17 protein-coding genes are annotated in these 19,296 nt (G+C 71.3%); 5 read left to right on the forward strand and 12 right to left on the reverse strand.

From position 1 onward, the window contains the following. Positions 1-23: 23 nt before the first annotated feature. Positions 24-683, reverse strand: coding sequence for a permease prefix domain 1-containing protein (locus tag FH608_RS37395; RefSeq protein WP_139635105.1), 660 nt, complete (start codon positions 681-683; stop codon positions 24-26). Positions 684-790: 107 nt separating this feature from the next. Here FH608_RS37395 and FH608_RS37400 point away from each other — a divergent pair, with 107 nt between their 5' ends. Genes FH608_RS37400 through FH608_RS37410 form a run of 3 tightly spaced genes read left to right on the forward strand, consistent with a single transcriptional unit; the run spans position 791 to position 1,927 of the window. After that, positions 791-1,144, forward strand: a complete 354-nt coding sequence (locus FH608_RS37400) for a VOC family protein (protein WP_139635106.1) — start codon at positions 791-793, stop codon at positions 1,142-1,144. Then, positions 1,141-1,500, forward strand: coding sequence for an ArsR/SmtB family transcription factor (locus FH608_RS37405; protein ID WP_139635107.1), 360 nt, complete (start codon positions 1,141-1,143; stop codon positions 1,498-1,500). The genes FH608_RS37400 and FH608_RS37405 overlap by 4 nt, the downstream gene beginning before the upstream one ends. Beyond that, a complete protein-coding gene (locus tag FH608_RS37410) occupies positions 1,475-1,927 on the forward strand; it encodes an SRPBCC family protein (RefSeq protein ID WP_139635108.1) in 453 nt (150 codons plus the stop codon). Before FH608_RS37405 ends, FH608_RS37410 begins: the two co-directional genes overlap by 26 nt. A 453-nt stretch (positions 1,928-2,380) precedes the next feature. On the opposite strand, the gene FH608_RS37415 is transcribed toward FH608_RS37410, so the two are convergent. Then, positions 2,381-3,745, reverse strand: a complete 1,365-nt coding sequence (locus FH608_RS37415) for a pentapeptide repeat-containing protein (RefSeq protein WP_139635109.1) — start codon at positions 3,743-3,745, stop codon at positions 2,381-2,383. Positions 3,746-4,005: 260 nt separating this feature from the next. On the opposite strand from FH608_RS37415, the gene trxA reads away from it, so the two are divergent. Beyond that, positions 4,006-4,377 (forward strand): thioredoxin, encoded by a 372-nt coding sequence (gene trxA / locus FH608_RS37420; protein ID WP_139635110.1) that lies wholly within the window; start codon positions 4,006-4,008, stop codon positions 4,375-4,377. 11 nt (positions 4,378-4,388) lie between these two features. Here the strand turns inward: trxA and FH608_RS37425 are convergent, their stop codons facing one another. The 4 genes from FH608_RS37425 to FH608_RS37440 form a co-directional block, all read right to left on the reverse strand. Then, positions 4,389-7,295 carry a BTAD domain-containing putative transcriptional regulator gene (locus tag FH608_RS37425; protein ID WP_139635111.1) on the reverse strand — a complete coding sequence of 969 codons (2,907 nt, stop codon included), beginning with the start codon at positions 7,293-7,295 and terminating at the stop codon, positions 4,389-4,391. Between the two features lie 122 nt (positions 7,296-7,417). Then, positions 7,418-8,191 carry an SAM-dependent methyltransferase gene (locus FH608_RS37430; RefSeq protein ID WP_139635112.1) on the reverse strand — a complete coding sequence of 258 codons (774 nt, stop codon included), beginning with the start codon at positions 8,189-8,191 and terminating at the stop codon, positions 7,418-7,420. 188 nt (positions 8,192-8,379) lie between these two features. After that, the gene (locus FH608_RS37435) at positions 8,380-9,717 is read right to left on the reverse strand and encodes a class II 3-deoxy-7-phosphoheptulonate synthase (RefSeq protein ID WP_139635113.1); all 1,338 of its coding nucleotides are present in this window, start codon (positions 9,715-9,717) and stop codon (positions 8,380-8,382) included. 103 nt (positions 9,718-9,820) lie between these two features. Beyond that, positions 9,821-11,017, reverse strand: a complete 1,197-nt coding sequence (locus FH608_RS37440; protein WP_139635114.1) for an FAD-dependent oxidoreductase — start codon at positions 11,015-11,017, stop codon at positions 9,821-9,823. Between the two features lie 119 nt (positions 11,018-11,136). On the opposite strand from FH608_RS37440, the gene FH608_RS37445 reads away from it, so the two are divergent. After that, positions 11,137-11,952, forward strand: a complete 816-nt coding sequence (locus FH608_RS37445; RefSeq protein ID WP_139635115.1) for an anti-sigma factor — start codon at positions 11,137-11,139, stop codon at positions 11,950-11,952. Positions 11,953-11,959: 7 nt separating this feature from the next. Here the strand turns inward: FH608_RS37445 and FH608_RS37450 are convergent, their stop codons facing one another. The 6 genes from FH608_RS37450 to FH608_RS37475 all read right to left on the reverse strand — a co-directional run bounded on the left by FH608_RS37450 (position 11,960) and on the right by FH608_RS37475 (position 18,567). Beyond that, complete coding sequence (locus FH608_RS37450) at positions 11,960-12,946, reverse strand: phosphotransferase family protein (protein WP_139635116.1); 987 nt, start codon at positions 12,944-12,946, stop codon at positions 11,960-11,962. Between the two features lie 40 nt (positions 12,947-12,986). Further along, positions 12,987-13,985, reverse strand: a complete 999-nt coding sequence (locus tag FH608_RS37455; protein ID WP_139635117.1) for a LacI family DNA-binding transcriptional regulator — start codon at positions 13,983-13,985, stop codon at positions 12,987-12,989. Further along, positions 13,966-15,375, reverse strand: a complete 1,410-nt coding sequence (locus FH608_RS37460) for a GH1 family beta-glucosidase (protein ID WP_139635118.1) — start codon at positions 15,373-15,375, stop codon at positions 13,966-13,968. Before FH608_RS37460 ends, FH608_RS37455 begins: the two co-directional genes overlap by 20 nt. After that, positions 15,372-16,202 (reverse strand): carbohydrate ABC transporter permease, encoded by an 831-nt coding sequence (locus FH608_RS37465; RefSeq protein ID WP_139635119.1) that lies wholly within the window; start codon positions 16,200-16,202, stop codon positions 15,372-15,374. Before FH608_RS37465 ends, FH608_RS37460 begins: the two co-directional genes overlap by 4 nt. After that, positions 16,199-17,155, reverse strand: a complete 957-nt coding sequence (locus tag FH608_RS37470) for a carbohydrate ABC transporter permease (RefSeq protein ID WP_139635120.1) — start codon at positions 17,153-17,155, stop codon at positions 16,199-16,201. Before FH608_RS37470 ends, FH608_RS37465 begins: the two co-directional genes overlap by 4 nt. Positions 17,156-17,223: 68 nt before the next feature. Then, the gene (locus FH608_RS37475) at positions 17,224-18,567 is read right to left on the reverse strand and encodes an ABC transporter substrate-binding protein (protein ID WP_139635121.1); all 1,344 of its coding nucleotides are present in this window, start codon (positions 18,565-18,567) and stop codon (positions 17,224-17,226) included. Between the last annotated feature and the right edge of the window lie 729 nt (positions 18,568-19,296).

Consider the following 19,296-nt stretch of genomic DNA (forward strand, 5'->3'; position numbering starts at 1 on the left):
GGGCCCTGTGCTGGGCCGTGAGGTCAGGGCCGCGGGCGGGTGACGCGCAGGCAGCGCGTGGCGCCGTAGATCTGCAGCCCCCAGAAGGCCGAGGTCACCACGTTCGCGAGTACGGCGGGCAGGACGGTCAGCGTGTTGGCGCCCGGCGAGCCGAAGGAGAGCAGCGCGCTCAGCACCCCGCAGACCGGCAGCATGATCCACACGGTCACGCCCAGCGACCTGGTGACCAGCCGGGGCCTGCGGATCCACCGGGCCCCCCGGCTCAGGGCGAACAGCGCGAGCCCGCCGTACAGGCCGACGCAGAGCTGGAACACGTCCAGCAGCCGCGAGACGGGCCGGTACCAGACGGGCATGTGCTCCCAGGCGTAGCCGGTGGCCGGATAGAGGCGCCAGAGCACCGACCACATCAGTGCCGTCATCGGCACGCTGATGAGCAGCAGGAACCCCAGCCGCCGCCCCGCCACGGCGGTCAGCTCGGCCTGGTAGCCGGGGGCGATCTCGGCGACCTGCCCGAACTCCGCCACCGCGACCCGCTCGGCCTCCGCCCGGTCCAGCCCGTCGGCCTCCAGCGCGTCGGCGGTGTCGGTCAGGCTGTCGCGCGCCTCGACGACCAGGTCCTGCTTGGGCCCGTGGGGGCCCGCCAGGGCACGGTCGAGCTCCGCCACATAGTCGTCGATACGCATGGCGACAAGTCTACGGAGCGCGTTCTCGGGGTCCCATCAGGGAATTCCCCGATATTTTCTGGGGGTGGGGTTGATGCGTAGGAAAAAACCTACGTATAGTGGCCGACATGCCGATTTCCCAGATCCTCACCGTCACCGTGCCTGTCGCCGACCAGGAGCGGGCGCTCGCCTTCTACACCGGCGTGCTCGACTTCGAGGTGCGCACCGACAACCCCTTCCCCATGGGCCGCTGGCTCACCGTCGCCCCCAAGGGCGCCGAGACCACGCTGCTGCTGGCCTCCTGGTTCCCCGACATGGCGCCGATCGGCGGCCTGGTGGTGGCCGCGCCCGACCTCGACGCCCTGGCCGCGCGGCTGCGCGAGCACGAATGCGCCTTCGAGGGGCCGAGCGAGGAGGCGTGGGGGCGGCAGGTGCTCTTCTACGACCCGTTCGGGAACGGTTTCGTGGTCAGCCAGGCATGACGGCCGACCACGTCTTCGCCGCGCTGGCCAGCCCGGCCCGGCGGGAGCTGCTGCGCCTGCTGCTCGACGAGGGCGCGCAGCCCGCCGGCCGGCTGGCCGAGCGGTTCGACATGAGCAGGCCCAGCGTGTCGGAGCACCTCAAGGTGCTCAGGGACGCGGGGCTGGTGGCCGAGTCGCGCAAGGGGCGCGAGCGGCACTACCGGCTGGAGGCGGCGCCTCTCATGGAGCTGCGCGACTGGCTCACACCGTACGAGCGGTTCTGGCGCGAGCGGCTCACCGCCCTCACGACCCTGCTCGACGAGCTTCCCGACGAGATGGAGGACGGGGACCATGCCCCACGACACGACGGCCGATGACCTGCGCGCGATCAGGATCGACCAGTTCATCGCGCACCCGCCGGCGAAGGTCTGGCGCGCGCTCACCGATCCCGAGCTGGTGGCCCGCTGGCTCATGCCCAACGACTTCGAACCCGAGGTGGGGCACCGGTTCACGTTCACCACGACGCCCAGGCCGAACGCCGGCTTCGACGGCACCGTCCACTGCGAGGTGCTGCAGCTGGAGCCGGAGAAGCTGCTCAGGATCAGCTGGCGGGGCGGCGAGCACGCCGACTGGACGGTCACCTGGCGCCTCGAACCCGAGGGCAGGGGCACCAGGTTGTTCCTCGATCACGAGGGCTTCGACCCCGACGACGAGGTGCAGCAGTTCTCCCGCCGGATCATGGGCGGCGGGTGGCGCTCGCACCACTTCGCCCGCATCGCCGCCGTCGTGGCCGACCTCCCCTGAACCCGCCACCGCCGTCCGGCGCCGCCAGGCCGGGGCCGGAACCAGCCCGCCCACCGCCGTCCTGCCCGTCCACCGCCGTCCTGCCCGTCCACCGCCGTCCTGCCCGTCCAGCGCCGCCAGGCCGGGGCGGGGACCGGCCCGCCCACCGCCGTCCTGCCCGTCCACCGCCGTCCTGCCCGTCCAGCGCCGCCAGGCCGGGGCGGGGACCGGCCCGCCCACCGCCGTCCGCCCGCCGCCCTCCGCTGAGCGCCGCGCTCAGCGCCGTCCGCTCAGCGCGGTTCTCGCGTGCGCGTCTTGCCCTTCCTCACCAGCCGTCGTCCAGGATCCAGCGCTGGACGTGCACGCCGCGAGGGAGGTTGAGGGGCGCCGCATGGAATCTCCAAGTGACCGGGAGAATCGCGCCGGCGCCGGCCGGCCGGGCCGGCGGTGCGCGGCTCGGGTCGGCTGGTCGGGCTACCCGTGGGCGGCGGGGATGGAGCGGCCGGGCTGGCGGTCGGCGTGCGAGGTCGACGTCCATAACACGGCGGCCGCCATCACCGCCACCAGCAGCGCGAACCAGCCGACCGCCCGCCCCAGGCGCAGGCCGTACCCGCACAGGAGCCACGAGACCGACAGCCACCAGCGGTGGCCGGCCTGGCGGCGCATCTCCATGGCCGCGAACGCGAAGTCGGTCGAGGTGGCGCGGTCGCTGGGCTGCAGCCCGGCGTAGAGGTCGGCCAGCCCGTCGGGCGTGGCGCCGGGCTCGTCCGGCGCCGCCCAGCCGCGCAGGGTGTGCTCGTCGGCGAGCGCGCGGCGCCGCGAGAACCAGCGCACCATCGGCCAGCGCAGGCTGACCCGGACGCCGCGCGGCGTCAGCGCGAACGTGCAGTCCTTGACCCGCACCCCCGAGGGCTGGGCCAGGCCGGCGAAGCGGCACAGCGACAGGTCCAGCCCGGACAGCGCCAGGCTGCCCGCCTCCACCCGCCGCAGCGAGGTCAGCATGGACCGGCCCTTGCCGGTGACGGTGGCGGGGCCGCGCAGCACGGCGCCCTCCAGGTCGGCCTGCGAGTCGGTGAGCCGCAGCGTCGTCGCGCCCGCCACCTCGACGCCGCGCAGGTCGACGCCGCAGCGCGACACCGCCACGTCCAGCAGCCCGTCGGCGCGGGCCCGGGCCGCCGAGAGCCGGCCGGTGGCCGAGAGGTAGGCGTCGGAGGCGAAGTGCGCGCCGTCGAAGCCGGCGTGGCCGCTGACCTTGCGGAACGACAGGGTACGGCCGAAGCGCGCCCCCCTGAAGGCGGCCCCGTCGCCCAGCCTGGCCCCGTCGAAGGTGGCGTACCCGTCGAACCTGGCCTGCTCGCACGACAGCCGGTGACCGAAGTCGGCCTGGCTGAACAGCGCGTCGCGGGACATCACGGCCCGGTCGAGCGAGACGTGCCCGCGCACGGTGACGCCGTGGAAGGACAGCTCGCGGGTGAACCTGGCGCCGGCCAGCGACACGTTGCCCTCGAACCGCGCGCCGAAGAACGAGGCCAGCCGCTCGAACCTGGCTCCGTCGAGCGAGACGTCGCCGGTGAACGTCACGCCCGAGAGCCGCACGTCGCCGGTGAAGCGGACCCGGTCGAGCCGGGCCCGGCCCGGCCTGCCGCCGGTGGCCTCCAGGACCCTGGACAGCAGTTCGCCGCCGATCGTCGTGCCGCGCAGGTCGAGCAGGCGGCCGGCGGACATCCCGGCCAGGACCTCGGCGAGCCGGTCGGGCGCGAGGTGGGCGAGGCAGAAGCCGGTCGGCCGGCTCGCGATTCCGGTGCAGGCAGCAGAATACGCGCAGGTGACCCAGTCCATGGACTGGTCATACCCGCCGTCGCCGTCGTCAAGGATCGATGTTTTTATGTTGTATCCACATTCATGCGCAAATATGCGTACAAAATTCTGCTCGCTGCGCCGGCGGTCGCGCGCCCGGATCGCCCGCCCCGCCCGGCGCGCGGTCCCGCCCGGAGCATGGAATGCTGGTGCTGGGTACGTGGTTGACAACCGTTGACGAAGCTGGCCGGCGGGCGCGCCTCCAGCGCCGACACACTCCGACGAGGAACGAGGAGCCACTTGTGGCGACCATCGAAGTAACCGAGAAGAACTTCAACGACATCGCCGACAAGGGGATCGTGCTGCTCGACTTCTGGGCGGAGTGGTGCCCGCCGTGCAAGAAGTTCGGCCCGATCTTCGAGCAGGCGTCCGACAAGCACGACGACGTCACCTTCGGCAAGATCGATACCGACGCCGAGCAGGGCCTCGCCCAGGGCTTCGACATCACCTCGATCCCCACGCTCATGGCCATCCGCGACGGCATCGTGGTCTTCGCCCAGGCCGGCGCCATCCCGGCGCCCGCCCTGGAAGACCTGATCCGCCAGGTGCGGGCGCTCGACATGGACGCCATCCGGGCCGAGCTGGCCGAGGAGATGAAGCAGCAGCAGGGCTAGCGGCCCCGACGTCACGGCCCGGGGGGCGGCGCCGCATCGCCGGCGGGCGCGGCGGCGGCGCAGGGATCGGGCGCCGGCTCCCGCAAGGCATAACGGACGCCGTCGTCGACGTCCAGCTTGTCCCCGTCGTTGAAGAGCGAGGTGTACGCCTCGTCGCCGAGGGCGTCCCGCACGCGTCTCTCGTAGGGCGCGCGCAGGCGCTGGAAGTACAGGGACTCGCCGAGCGAGCTCCCGACCTTGCGCCAGATCGCGTGCGCGGCGCCGAAGAGCCGGGCGGCGCGCTCCGTCTCGCCGGTGAGCGCCGCGGCCCAGGCCAGTACTTCGACGCAGAAGGCCTCGCCGGCCAGATCCTCTGTCCGGGTCTGGGGCCGCAGCGACTCACGGATGCGGGCGACGCCGCGCTCGGCGTCCCCCCGCTGGATCAGCCCGAGACCCACCACCCACTGGGCCCAGGACGTCGATGTCTCCGCCCCGCGGGACCGGCAGATGTCCAGATATTCCTGCGCGTAGTCCGCTGCCCGCGGGTCGTCGGCGGCCGCCGCGGCCATCGACAGGTGGCGCAGGGTGATGCCCAGGGAGAGCGGGTCGCCCAGCCGGCGCTGCTCGGTGAGCGCCTGCTGGAGCAGCCGCAGGGCCTCGGGCAGGTCGCCCGCGTACATCCAGGCCGCCCCGGCGCACATGTCCGCCCACGCGCGGGCCCGTGGGTCATCCAGCCGGTCGCCGAGGGCGCGGCTTTCCCGCGTCGCCTCCAGGGCGGCGTCGATGTCCCCGAGCAGGACCAGCAGGTACGCGCGGGCGTTGAAGGCCGCGGCGCGGGTGTGCGTGGCCTCGGGGTTGAGTTCCAGCGCCCGCCGCAGCCAGCGGCTGCCCTCGCGCAGCGCACCGGTGAGAATCCAGACGTTACGCAGGGCGGTCGACGCTTCCAGCGCGCCCCGCTCCAGGCCGGGGGTGCTGAGGCTGTGCTCCAGAGCGGTGCGGATGTTCGGCTGCTCCCGCCGGAGCCGGATCAGCCAGTCGATCTGGTGCGGGCCGAACAGCTCCGACGAGGCGCGCAGGATCAGGCGCCGGTAGTAGTCGCAGTGCCGTGCGCGCATCTGTGCCAGCTCTCCCGAGGAGGCCAGCCGCTCCTCGCCGAACTCCCGGATGGTCTCCAGCAGGCGGTAGCGCGGCTGGGCGCCGTCCTCCTGGCGGAAGATGACGGACTTGTCGACCAGGTCGGCCACCAGCGCGTACATGGATTCCGGCGGTAGGGCGCCGTCGGTGCACACGTCCTCGACGGCCTCCAGATCGCATCCGCCGGCGAAGACCGACATCCTGGCCCAGAGGGTCTTCTCGGCGGCGGAGCACATCTCGTAGCTCCACTCGACCGCCGCGCGCAGCGTCTGATGCCGGGGCAGCACCGCCCGCCGTCCCTTGGCCAGCAGGTCGAAGCGGTGATCGAGCCGAGCGCGTACCCCCTCCATGGACAGGGCCCGGACCTGGACCGCGGCGAGCTCCATGGCCAGCGGGATGCCGTCCAGCCGCCGGCAGACCCCGGCCACGGCGTCGCTGTTGGCCGCCGTGAGCGTGAAGTCGGGGCAGACGGCGGCCACCCGGTCGACGAACAGCTGCACGGCCTCGGAGGCCAGCGCGGCGGGCAGGGACACCGGCGCCGGCGGGACCTCCAGCGGTGGCACGGGCAGGATCGACTCGCCCTCGATGCCCAGCGGCTGGCGGCTGGTCGCCAGGATCCGCAGGTCGGGCGCGCCGGCCAGGAGGGTGGCGGCCAGGTTCGCGCACGCGTCGATCAGGTGCTCGCAGTTGTCCAGGACGATCAGCAGGTGCTTGTCGGCCAGGTAGTCGCTCAGGTGCGCCAGCGGCGAGGAGGTGGTCTGCCCGCCCAGCCCCAGCGTGGCCGCGACCGTGGCCGCGACCAGGTCCTCGTCCTGCAGCGGGGCGAGATCGACCAGCCATGCGCCGTGGCGGAACCCCGGCGCCGTCTCGGCGGCCAGGCGCAGGGCCAGACGGGTCTTGCCGACCCCGCCGACCCCGGTCAGGGTCACCAGCCGGGCACGGCTCAGCAGGGTCCTGCCCATGGTGATCTCGTGTCCGCGGCCGACGAAGCTGGTCACCTCCGCCGGAAGCCGCTGAAGGCCGGTCGTGCCCGTCCCCGGGGGCGAGGCCGGGCCGTTCAGCGCCGGGCTCTGCTCCAGGATCGCCTGATGCAGAGCCACCAGCTCGGGGCCGGGGTCCAGACCCAGCTCCTCGGCCAGCCGTTCGCGCAGCTCGCCATAGCTGGCCAGGGCCTCGTTCTGCTGCCCCGCGCGATACAGGGCGCGCATCTGGATGGCCCGCAACCGCTCCCGCAGCGGATGGTGCGCCACCAGATCGCCCAGCTCGCCCACCAGCAGGGCGTGCTCGCCGAGCTCCAGCCGTGCCTCCGCGTGCATCTCCACGGTCGTCAGCCGTTGTTCCTCCAGTCGCGCGGCGGCCGAGCGGACGAAGTCGTCACCGGCGAAATCGGCGAACGCCGGACCCCGCCACAGGGCCAGCGCCTCGGCCAGCAGACCCGCCCTGACCTGAGGATCGGCACTCTCCAGCGCCCGGGAGGTCAGGATCGCGAACCGCCCCGCGTCCACGGCCTCGGCCTCGGCGCTCAGCAGGTATCCCGGCGGGCGCGAGGACACCAGCTCCCCGCCACCGGGCTCGGCCGCCTCCAGGGCATGCCGCAGCCGGGACACCTTCAGCTGCAGCGCGCTCATGGGGTTGGCCGGCAGATCGTCTCCCCACACGTCGTCGATCAACCGGTCCGCCGACACCGGGCGTCCCTGATGCACCAGCAGGTCGGCCAGCACGGCGCGCACCTTGGTCTCCGGGACCGCCACCGGCTCTCCCCCGGCCGTCCACACCTGCACCGGGCCAAGCACCCCAAAGCGCATAATCCCAGCTTATCCCCCTAATGCGGGGGAGATCGCGGCAGCGGAACTCGCCGCACCCGGACCCGCGGGGGCGGGTGTCAGGCTTTCGCCCGCACTCGTACGCCGGCCTGGACGAGCCGTGCTCAGGGCTTGCGGGCGACCCCGACGTATCCGAACGTGATCCCGTTGCCCGGCGCGTCCGGGTCGTCGGGGCGCCAGCCGTTCGGGTACGTCAGCCCCGGCTCCTCCAGCTCGTAGCCGTCGAAGAAGCGCAGGATCTCCTCGCGGGTGCGCAGGTTGAGCGCGGCCGTCGCCTTGCGGTAGACCTCCACGGCCTGCGGCGTGGTGTCGGGCGTGGGATCGATGGCGTGGCTGACCACCAGCCGGCTGCCGGGCGCGCTGGCCGCGCGCACCTTCGCCGCCAGGTCGTACGCGATCTCGTCCGGGACGAAGTGCAGGATCGCCAGCATCAGGAACGCCACCGGCCGGTCGAAGTCCACCAGCCCGCCCAGCTTGTCGATCAGGGCGTCCGTCTCGCGCACGTCGGCCTGCAGGAAGTCCACGCCGTCGGTCCTGGCCAGCAGGGCGCGGCCGTGCACGCACACCACCGGGTCGTTGTCGACGTAGACGACCCGGGCCTCCGGGGCGATCTCGTGCGTGTTCCCCTGGGTCGGCAGGCCCGCGCCGAGGTCCACGATCTGGCGCACGCCCGAGTCCACCACGTGCCGCGCGGCGCGGCGCAGGAAGGCCCGGTTCGCGCGGGCGCCCTCCTTGGTGTGGGGGAACGTCCGCAGGATCTGCTCGGCGGCTGCCCGGTCGGCCGCGAAGTTGTCCTTGCCGTCGAGGTAGTAGTCGTACATACGCGCGACGTTGGGGACGTTGGGGTCCACCCCCTCGGGGGCACTGTCCACGGTCATCTCCCGAAATTTCGCCCTATTTCGGGAGATCATATCCGTGGAACCTCAGTTTTCCCGGGAATTCCGTTCTTCTCCTCGGCGCGATGAGACGCACATCACTCACATGTGACGCGGCACTCACACGCGACGCGGCGCGCCCTCCCGGGACGGGACGGACGCGCCGGCAACCGGCCGGAGCCGGGTCACGATCAGCCGCGGTAGAGCTCCGCGACGCGGAAGGCCAGGTCGAGCGACTGGCCGCGGTTGAGCCGCGGGTCGCAGGCGGTCTCGTAGCGGGTGGCGAGGTCGTCCTCCGCGATCTCGTGGCCGCCGCCCACGCACTCCGTCACATCGTCGCCGGTGAACTCGATGTGGATGCCGCCCGGATGCGTGCCCAGCGAGCGGTGCACCTCGAAGAAGCCCGCCACCTCGTCGAGCACGTCGTCGAGCCGGCGCGTCTTGTGGCCGCTGGGCGCCTCGAACGTGTTGCCGTGCATCGGGTCGCAGATCCACGCCACCCGCGCCCCCGTGGCCGTGACCTCCTTGACCAGGGCCGGCAGGTGCTCGCGGATCTTGGAGGCGCCCATGCGGGTGATGAACGTGAGCCGCCCCGCCTCGTTGCCCGGGTTGAGCCGCTCCACCAGCGACACCGCCTCGCCGGGCGTCGTGGTGGGCCCGAGCTTCACGCCGATGGGGTTGCGGATCTTGGAGAAGAAGTCGACGTGCGCCCCGTCGAGCTGGCGGGTGCGCTCGCCGATCCAGACCATGTGCGCTGACACGTCGTACGGCAGCCCCGTACGCGAGTCGATCCGGGTGAGCGCCCGGTCGTAGTCGAGGATGAGCGCCTCGTGCGAGGAGTAGAACTCCACCGTGTGGAACTCCTCGGGGTCGGCCCCGCAGGCCCGCATGAACGCGAGAGCCTGGTCGATCTCCCTGGCCAGCTGCTCGTAGCGGCGCCCGGCGGGCGACTCGGCCACGAAGTCCTGGTTCCAGGCGTGCACCTGGCGCAGGTCGGCGTAGCCGCCCTTGGTGAAGGCGCGCGCGAGGTTGAGGGTCACGGCCGAGGAGTGGTACGCCTTGAGCAGCCGCCACGGATCGGGCCTGCGCGCCTCGGCGGTGAAGTCGAACCCGTTGACCATGTCGCCCCGGTAGGCCGGCAGCTCGATCCCGTCGCGGGTCTCGGTGGCCTTGGAGCGCGGCTTGGCGAACTGGCCGGCCACCCGGCCGATCTTCACGACCGGCACCTTGCCGGCGTAGGTCAGCACGATCGCCATCTGCAGCAGCGTCTTGAGCTTGTTGCGCACGTTGTCGGCGGTCGCGCCGGAGAAGGTCTCCGCGCAGTCGCCGCCCTGCAGGACGAAGGCCTCGCCACGGGCGACGGCGGCCAGCTGCTCCTTGAGCTGGTCGCACTCTCCGGCGAACACCAGCGGAGGCAGGCCGCCGAGCTCGGCGACGACCTTGTCGAGCTCGCCGCGGTCGGGCCAGTCTGGCTGCTGCGCCGCGGGGAGGGCTCGCCAGGAATCGAGATCCACGAGATTGCTGCTCACGAGATACGAGGGTAATCCACTGGCTCCACCCTGCCGACCGCCTTGTCCACGTTTTGGCCATCCTCCCGGGCGTGTGCGCCGGGTCGTCCGCCCGCGCACCGGATCAGCCCTCCGGCACTGTCACGTGCTCGGGCCGGACCCCGAACCCGATGAAGCGCCGCACGACCCGGTTGACCAGGGGGATCGTCGTGAGGTCGCGCCGCAGCCGCGAGGGGTCGATGCGGCGCCGCAGCGCCTTCTCGATCACCAGCTTCTGGACCACCCGCTGGGCCGCCTGCGTGACCCGCGTGGGCCACATCCGGCGCCGCTGCAGCAGGTGCAGGGTCGACTCCGGGATCGGCGCGCCGGACCTGAGCGAGCCCGCCAGCAGGTTGGCGGCGGCGACCGCGTCCTGCACGGCCAGGTTGATCCCCACGCCGAACACCGGCGACATGGCGTGCGCGGCGTCCCCGATGCACAGGAACCCGGGCCGGTGCCAGCGGTGCAGCCGGTTGACGGCCACCGTGAGCACGCTGACGTCGTCGTAGCCTCCTATCTGGCCGATCCGGTCGGCCAGCCAGGGCAGGAGCGACGTGACCGGCTCGCGGAGGGCGTCGATGCCCGCGCGGACGAGCTCGTCGAACCCGCCCTTGGGGATGATGTACGCCAGCTGCCAGTAGCTCTGCCGGTTGATCGCGACCAGCATGTTGCCGGTGGAGATGCGCAGGAACGTGTCGTCGCGGTCGGACGGCTGCCGGGGCAGCCGGAACCACACGACGTCCATCGGCGCGCCGAGCTCCTTCGGCACGAGCCCAGCCCGCTCGCGCAGCGTCGAGTGCCGCCCGTCGGCGGCGACCGTCAGATCCGCCCTGATCTCGTGCTCGCCCGACTCGTCGCGGTAGCGCAGCCCGCGCACGGTCCCGCCGTCGCGGATCAGGTCGTACGCCTCGGCGTTCATGAGCAGCCGGAAGCCCTGGTATTTCGCGGCGGCCGAGGTGACGAGCTTCAGGAAATCCCATTGCGGGACGAACGCAATGTAGTCGTATTTTCCGGGCATGCCGCGCAGGCTCGCCAGCCTGATGTCGCCGACGTCGGTGGCCAGGCTGACCCCGTACGTCTTCCTGTGCGGGATCCTCAGGAACTCCTCGGCCAGCCCGAGCTCGTCGAGCACCTGCAACGTGGAGGGGTGGATCGTGTCGCCGCGGAAGTCACGCAGGAAGTCGCCGTGCTTCTCCAGCAGCGTCACCTCGACGCCCGCCCTGGCCAGCAGCAGCGCGAGCATCGCGCCCGCCGGGCCGCCGCCCGCGATCACACAGTTCATAATTCATCACCCGGTGAGATTGTCTCACGTCACGGGAAAAGAGCAACCCCTCACGGCCATCCGACATGCCCGAGCGGCCGAAGTACATGCGTGAGCCGCCTCTCACAAGGGAGTGGACGATGACCGACGACCTCCACGCCCTCGCCGCAGCCTACGCCGTGCACGCGCTGCCGTACGCCGAGGGGGCGCTGTTCGAGCGGCACCTGGTGGCGTGCCGGGCGTGCGGGGGAGAGGTGCGGCGGCTGCGGGAGACGGCGGCCAGGCTGGCGGCGGCGGTGGCCGAGCCGCCGCCCGCCGCCCTCCGGGAGCGCCTGCTCGCCGCGGCGCACGACTCTCGCCACCCCGCAGCCCCGCCCACGCCGCCACCCGCCCCGGCGCCCGGTCCCGCCGCTCCCCGGCCCGTGGAGGCGCCCGCCAGGCGGCCGGACAGCGCGCCGGGGCGGGTCATCGGGCTGCGGCGGGGGCGGGCGAAGGTGACGGCGGCCCTGGCGGCGGCGGCCACCGCGGCCGCCGTGGCGTTCGGCGCGCTCGCCCTCGACGCCCGCCGCGACCTGAACGACATGACCGACCTGACCGCGCGCCAGGCGGAGGTGATCGCCGTGCTGGCCGCCCCCGACGCCCGGACGGTACGCCGGCCCGCCACCTCGGGCGGCACCGGCACGGTCGTGATCTCCCGCTCCAGGGACCGCATGGTGTTCACCGCGTCCGGGCTGCCCGCGCTGCCCGCGGCCAAGGCGTACGAGCTGTGGATCACGGGCCCCGGCGGCCCGCGCCCGGCCGGCCTGCTGGAGCCCGCCGGCAGCGGCCTGACGACGCCGCTGCTGCTCACGCCGGAGCGGGGGGACGAGCGCGTGGCCCTGACCGTGGAGCCCGCGGCCGGGTCGGACCGGCCCACCACCTCGCCCATCCTCCAGGCCGAGCTGCCAGAGGCCTGAACCCCGGCTACCCGGCCGCGCCCGGCGCCAGGCGGTCCAGCACGGTGGTCAGCGAGCCGTACGCGCCGTCGCGGAGCCGGGCGTACTCCTCCTCCGGGTACTGCCGGGGGCCGTTCTCCACCAGCAGGATCAGGTAGAGGTAGACGCGGTAGAGGTCGAGCCGGGTGTGCGCCGCCGGGGTGAGCTCCAGCGGCGTCACCTCGCGGTAGCCCACCAGCAGCGGGTCGTCCTCCGCCAGCTCCCGGAAGGCCGTCGGCGTGACGAACTCGGCGAGCGGGTCGCCCCAGAACGCCCGCTCGTGGTCGATGATGGCCTGGATCCGCGGCGGTCCGGTGAGGTCGAGGAAGACGTTGCCCTGCCACACGTCGAAGTGCACCAGCCGCGGCGTCGTCACCTCGTCCAGCACATCCGAGACCGACTGCACCACGGCCATGATCTCCCCGGCCGGGCGCGGCAGCGGCGTCGGCCAGCGCTCGGTGTCGCCGAGCAGCGCCCCCACCATCGCCAGGAACGCCTCCCGCCAGGTGGCGCCCACGATCCCGGCGTGCGGGTAGCCGAACACCTCGCCGGTCACCGCGTGGAACCTGGCCAGGTGGCCGCCCAGCTCTCTGCGCAGCGCGTCCTCGCCCTCGGGCTTGACGGCGTTCCACGAGACCCCGTCGAGCGCGCCGAGCAGCAGATAGTCGCCGCCCAGCACCGGGTCGTCGAACCCGGCGCGCAGCAGCGTCGCCACCGGCACGCCGGCCCGCATCGCCAGCTCGTACGCCGCCGCCTCCATGCGCAGCAGGTTGCGCTCGTAGCTGAGCTGCTCGAGGTCGGGCGGCGGCGACAGCTTGAGCACCACCCCCCGACCGTCGTCCAGCTCCAGCCGCCAGACGGCGTTGGCGTAGCCGTCGGTCAGCTCGGTCGCGGCGACGACCCCGGCGCCCAGCGCGCGCCGGGTCAGGGCGTCGAGGTCGGCGTCGGATAACCGGCGCTTCGTTCTACTGTCCACTGGTCCTACTGTTCAGGGGGCCTGTTGTTCATGGAGCCTCTCATGCGGACTCCCGGCGTACGAGGTGGGTGTCGAGAATCACCACGGGCTGGCGCAGCTCCTCGCCGTTGATGCGGGCCACCAGCAGCCGGGCCATCTGCCGGCCCATCTGCTCGGTCGGCTGGTGCACCGTGGTCAGCGGCGGATCGGCGTGCAGAGCGGCCTTGGAGTCGTCGAACCCGATCACCGCGACGTCGCCGGGGATCGCCCGGCCCGCGGTCTTGAGCACGCGCATCGCGCCCAGGGCCATCGGGTCGGACGCGGCGAAGACCGCGTCGAGGTCGGGATGGGCCTCCAGCAGCTCGGTCATCGCAGCCGCGCCGCTCTCCTCCGAGAAGTCACCGTACGCCACCAGCTCCGGCAGACCGGTGGTCAGCAGCGCGTCGCGGTAGCCGGCCAGACGGTCGACGCCCACGCCCATGTCCTGGTGACCGGCGATGGTCGCGACGCGGGTGCGGCCGAGGCCCAGCAGGTGCTTGACCGCCTGCCGGGCCCCTGCCCTGTTGTCCATGTCGACGTAGCTGTGCGGATCGAGGCCGACGGGCCGGCCGCCGAGCACGGTCGGCACGCCCATCTCCTCCAGCCGCTCCGGCAGGGGGTCGGCACCGTGCAACGACAGGAGCAGCACGCCGTCGACGTGCTGCCCCGTCAGGTAGTGCTCCAGCCGGTCGTACTCCTCGGTGGTGCGGGCCATCGCCAGGATGAGCTGCAGGCCCGTCTCGGACAGCGCCGAGCCGATGCCGCGGATGGTGCCGGCGAAGAACGGGTCGTCGAAGACCCGCAGCTGCGACTCGGACACCACCAGCGCCACCGTGTCGGTGCGGCGCGTCACCAGGGCGCGCGCCGCGCGGTTGGGCACGTAGCCCAGCTCGCGGATGGCCAGCTCCACGGCCTCGCGGGCCTTGGCACTGACGTTCGGCGAGCCGTTGATGACTCTCGACACCGTGCCCCGGCCCACCCCGGCCCGAGCCGCGACTGCCTCAAGAGTCGGTCGGTTCATGTCGCCTATTCTGCCGGATGATCTCCGAGTACCAGATCGCGCTGTCCTTCAACAGCCGTTCCTGGGTCTCGAAGTCCACGCGTACCAGGCCGAACCGCTTTCCGTAACCCCAGGCCCACTCGAAGTTGTCCATGAGTGACCAGGCGAAATAGCCCTCCAGGGGCACGCCGGCGTCGATGGCCTGCTTGCAGGCGCCGAGGTGCGCCTCCACGTACGCCTGCCGCTTCCGGTCGTGCACCCGGCCGTCGGCGAGCACGTCGTCGAAGGCGGCGCCGTTCTCGGAGACCACCATGGGGATCGGCGGGTAGTCCCGCGCCACCCTCGTCAGGACCTCCACCAGGCCGCTCTCGTCGATCTCCCAGCCCATCGCGGTGACCGGGCGGCCGGCGTTGACGAACGACACGTGCTCGCTGCCGACCCACGGCGAGGCCGTGTCCGTCGGAGCCGCGGCCGCCGACGCCCTGCCGCCTGGTGCTCCCGAGACCGTGAAGCGGCTGTAGTAGTTGACGAGCAGCACGTCGATGGGGGCGGCGATGGTCTTCATGTCGCCCGGCTCGATGAAGTCGATGTCGAAGGGCATGTCGGCCAGCACGTCCTCCGGGTAGCGCCCGGTGAGCAGCGCGTCCAGGAAGAACCGGTTCTGCAGGCCGTCGATGCGCCGCGCCGCCTCCTGGTCCTCGGCGCTGCCGGTGGCGGGGGTGACCGCGTACAGGTTCACGCAGCCGCCGACCCGCCGGGCGTTCATCGCCTGCACCGACAGCCCGTGCGCCAGGTTGAGATGGTGCGCGCCCCTGATCGCGTTCTGCGGCTCACGCCTGCCCGGGGCGTGCTCCCCGGAGGCGTAGCCGAGGAACGCGGCGCACCACGGCTCGTTGACCGTGCTGAACGTGTGCACGTGGTCCTTCAGCGCCTCGTGCACGGCGGCGGCGTAGTCCGCGAACCGGTAGGCCGTGTCGCGGTTGGGCCAGCCGCCCCTGTCCTCCAGTTCCTGGGGCAGGTCCCAGTGGTAGAGGGTCAGCCAGGGATCGATGCGATGCTCGCGCAGCTCGTCCACCAGCCGCTTGTAGAAGTCCAGCCCCTTGTGGTTGATCTTCCCGGAGCCGGTCGGCTGGATGCGAGGCCAGGAGACCGAGAAGCGGTAGGCCGACAGGCCCAGCTCCGCCATGATCTCGACGTCCTGACGGTAGCGGTGGTAGTGGTCGATGGCCACGTCCGCGTTGTGCCCGTTGAGAATCCGCCCCGGCGTCCTGGTGAACGTGTCCCAGATGGACACGCCGCGCCCGTCTTCGGCCACGGCCCCTTCCACCTGGTACGCCGAGGTCGCCGCGCCCCACGCGAAGCCCGCAGGGAAGCGCAGCCCGGAACGCGTCTGTTCCTCTTGTGTCGTCACGCCTTGACAGCACCTTCCATGAGGCCGCCGACGATCTGCCGGCCGAATGCGATGAATACCGCGATGAGCGGGATGATGGACAGCGCCGTGCCCGCGAAGATCAACGTGTAGTTCGTGGAGAACCTGGCGTTGAGCGAGGTGATCGCGATCTGCACGGTCGGGTTGTCCGGGGTCAGCACGATCAGCGGCCACATGAAGTCGTTCCACATGAGCATGAACGTGTTGATGCCGAGCACGGCCATGCCGGGCCGCACGGCGGGCAGTACGACGTTCCACCAGATCCGCAGCGTGGCGGCGCCGTCCACCCGGGCCGCCTCGACCAGCTCCATCGGCACGGCCTGGCGCGTGTACTGCGTCATCAGGAACACGCCGAACCCGTTGAGCAGGTACGGCAGGATGACCGCCTTCAGCGTGCCGGTCCACTCCAGGCTCACCATGAGCCGGTAGAGCGGCACCACGCCCATCTGCTGCAGCGGCACCGCCATGGTCAGCAGCACCAGCACCAGCAGCAGGTTCCTGCCCTTGAAGGACAAGTTGGCGAACGCGAAGCCGGCCAGCGTCGAGATGATCACCACGGAGACGGTGACGACGCTCGACACGATGAACGAGTTCGTCAGGCCCAGCAGGAACTTGGCGTCCTCGTTGTTGAGCACCTCGACGATGTTGTCGCCCAGGTTCCCGCCCGGCAGGAACGGCGGCGGCACCGCGATCGCGTCGGCGTTCGTACGGGAGGCGATGACCAGCATCCAGTACAGCGGGAACGCCGACAGCACGACCGCCACGCCCAGCATCACCCTGGTGAAGAGCGTGGGGGAGAAGTTGTTCATTTCCTGCCCCCGATTCTCTGCACCACGAGGAAGTTGATCGCCGCTCCGATGAGGATGAGGAGGAACAGCAGCCAGGCGGCCGCCGCGGCGTAGCCGTAGTCGAACTCGCGGAAACCCTGCTTGACGATGAACATCGCCACCGTCTGGAACTGCCCCTGTGAACCGCCGTCGACGTTGCCGCCGTAGAACGTGGTCGGCTCCGAGAACAGCGTCAGGCCGCCGATCGTGGAGTTGAGCACCACGAAGATCATGGTCGGGCGCAGCATCGGCAGCGTGATCTGCCAGAACTGCCTGCGCCGGGACGCGCCGTCGATCGCGGCTGCCTCGTACAGATCGCGCGGGATCGTCTGCATGCCGGCCAGGAAGATGATCGCGTTGTAGCCGGTCCAGCGCCAGTCGACCATGGTGGCGATGGCGATCCAGGCGGGGATCCGCTCGGCCCGCCAGTTCGTCTTGTCCACGCCGAACCAGCTGAGGACCCAGTTGACCAGGCCCCAGTCACGTGCGTACAGCTGCGTGAACACGACCGCGACCGCGACCACCGAGGTGACCAGCGGCAGCAGCACGCTCATGCGGATCGGCAGGCGCAGCCTGAAGCGCTTGTTCAGCGCGTTGGCCAGCAGCAGCGCGAGCAGCATCTGCGGGACGGTGGCGATGAGGAACATGGCGACCGTGTTGACCACGGCGTTCCAGAAGTCCTCGTCGCCCAGCAGCGCGGTGTAGTTGTCCAGCCCGGCCCATTCGACGGTCCCGGCCAGGTCGTAATCGTAGAGCGAGTAGTAAAGCGTGAACACCAACGGGAACAACCCGAAGGCGGCGAAAAGCAAGAAATATGGGGACACCAGAGCGTACGGCATCGCCTTGACGTCCAGTCGGGAACGCCAGCGGCGGCCGGGCGGGCGGGCGCGGCGATGGTTGTTCCGCGCCGCCCGCGGAAGGGTGTCGAGGCTCATAGCGGACCTTTCGGCAGCTTGTGACGGCAACACGCCCGGCCCGCCGTGGGCGGGCCGGGCGGGAGGGACTAACCCGCGGCCTTCACCGCGTCGTCGACCAGCTGCTGCCAGGCCTTGTCGTACGGGACCGAGCCGTCGTCCATGCCCTGGATGACCGACTCGATGGCGTTCTTGACCTGGGCGTGCTTCACGCCGAGGAAGACCGGCTGCAGGCTCGACGCGGACTTGGCGAAGATCTCACCGATGGGGGCGTCGTTGAAGTACTCGTTCTTCGCCCCCTGCACCGCCGGGTCCTGCTGGGCCTGCGTGTTGCTGGGCATGTTGCCGAAGTCGCTGAAGATGCTCGCCTCGGTCTGCGCGTTCGTCAGGTAGTCGGCGACCATCGCCGCCTCCTTCGGGTGCTTCGACTGCTTGGGCACGGCCAGCCAGGAGCCGCCCCAGTTGCCGCCGCCGCCCGGCACGGCCGCCACGTCCCACTTGCCCTTGCCGGTGTCGCCGGCGTTGCCGCTGACCGCGCCGAGCATCCACGACGGGCAGCCGAGTGTGGCGAACGCGCCCTTCTGGGTGCCCGCCGCCCACTCCTCGGTGAAGTTGCGCAGCTTGGCGGTCAGGCCCTGCTGGCTGATCTTCGTCGCGAAGTCGAAGGCCGTCTTCACCGCCGGGTTCTTGTCGACGATGAGGTTGTTGTCCTTGTCGAAGTACGTCACGTTGCCGTTCTTGGCCGCCTCCTGGTAGAGGACGACCTGGTAGAGCGTGTTCGTGCCGTCGGTGAACTTGGTGTCCTTGACCTTCGACTGGAACGTCTTGCCGACGTTCATGAACTCGTCCCACGTGGGCCAGAGGGCGCTGACCTTCTCGCGGTCGGACGGCAGCCCGGCCTTCTTGAACAGGTCCGCGCGGTAGCAGATGCTCATGCCGCCGATGTCGGTGCCCAGGCCGAACAGCTTGCCGTCGGCCGTGACGCCGTTCTCCCACTTCCACGCGGGGTAGTCCGCCTTGCGGCCGTCCAGGCCGAACTCCTTGAGGTCGGCCCACCACTCGGGGTGCGCCTTGGCCAGGCCCATGCCGCCCTCGTCGATGCCGACCACGTCGCCGGCGCCGTTCCCGGCCTGCAGCCACTGGATCATCTGCGGCCAGTACTGCTGCTCGAACTGGTCGGTGAGGTGCTCCTCCTTGATCTGGATGTCCTTGTGCTCGGCGTTCCACTTCGTGATGGCGTTCTTGTAGCCGAAGTTGGTGCCGCCGCCGAACGTCTGCACACGGATGGTGACCGGCTCTGCCGCCGCCGAGGAGGCGGGAGCGCTGCTGGACTCCGTACCGCTGCCGCCAGAACCGCAGGACGCGACGGTCAGCGCCGCCGCGGCCAGAGCCGAGGCCGCGGCAAGACCGCCGCGACGCTTGCTGATCATCATGGTGGACCCCTTCTCGGGTGAATGTTGGGGGAGTGCACCGCGGCACGCGCTCCGCCGCGGTGGGAGTCTTTGGGAGCGCTCCCACAAAGGGTGCACTTAGGCGGTCTGCGCGTCAATCCACCGAAACGCAACCGTTACCAATGGTGCGGTTTAGCCCCTCGAAACCGGATTTATGGCGTTATAGTGGACAAAGAGCGTCTTGGGAGCGCTCCCACCACAAGAGGCATCTTTTGTGTCGCATCAAGGGCATGTCACCCGCACCGACCCCGCTGTCTCCCGGTCAAACCCACGGGTCGGGGGGCTCGGGCCGAACCACACGACCCTCCGAACGGAACGCTTCGCGCGACGCTCGCTCCAGGCGGCGCCTCCCAAGGGGGGAGCCCCCTTTCTGCCCATGCCGCCTCCGCCCGCGGATCACCCACCCGTGGCCCGGTTACCGGCTCGGCCCGCCGGAGCCCGTCCGAGCGGTCCTCGCCGCGCGGGCACAACTGATCGCGGGTCCACCGCATTACACGTCGCCATCATCGCCCCTAGCATGGCCGGCATGGTGATCGCGGCGACGTGGTGAGCCAGGGCTCAGGTGAACAGATCGTCGAGGGTGTGGGCGGTGGCCGCGCGGGTGAGCCAGGTTTCGAGTTGGGCGAGGTCGGTGCAGGAGGTGATCCGGACGCGGGCATCCTCTGGCACGTGGAAGCCGCGGGCGGTCAGCACGAGCAGGATCGACTTGGC

This window comes from Nonomuraea phyllanthi, from assembly GCF_006334985.2.
Taxonomy (GTDB): domain Bacteria; phylum Actinomycetota; class Actinomycetes; order Streptosporangiales; family Streptosporangiaceae; genus Nonomuraea; species Nonomuraea phyllanthi.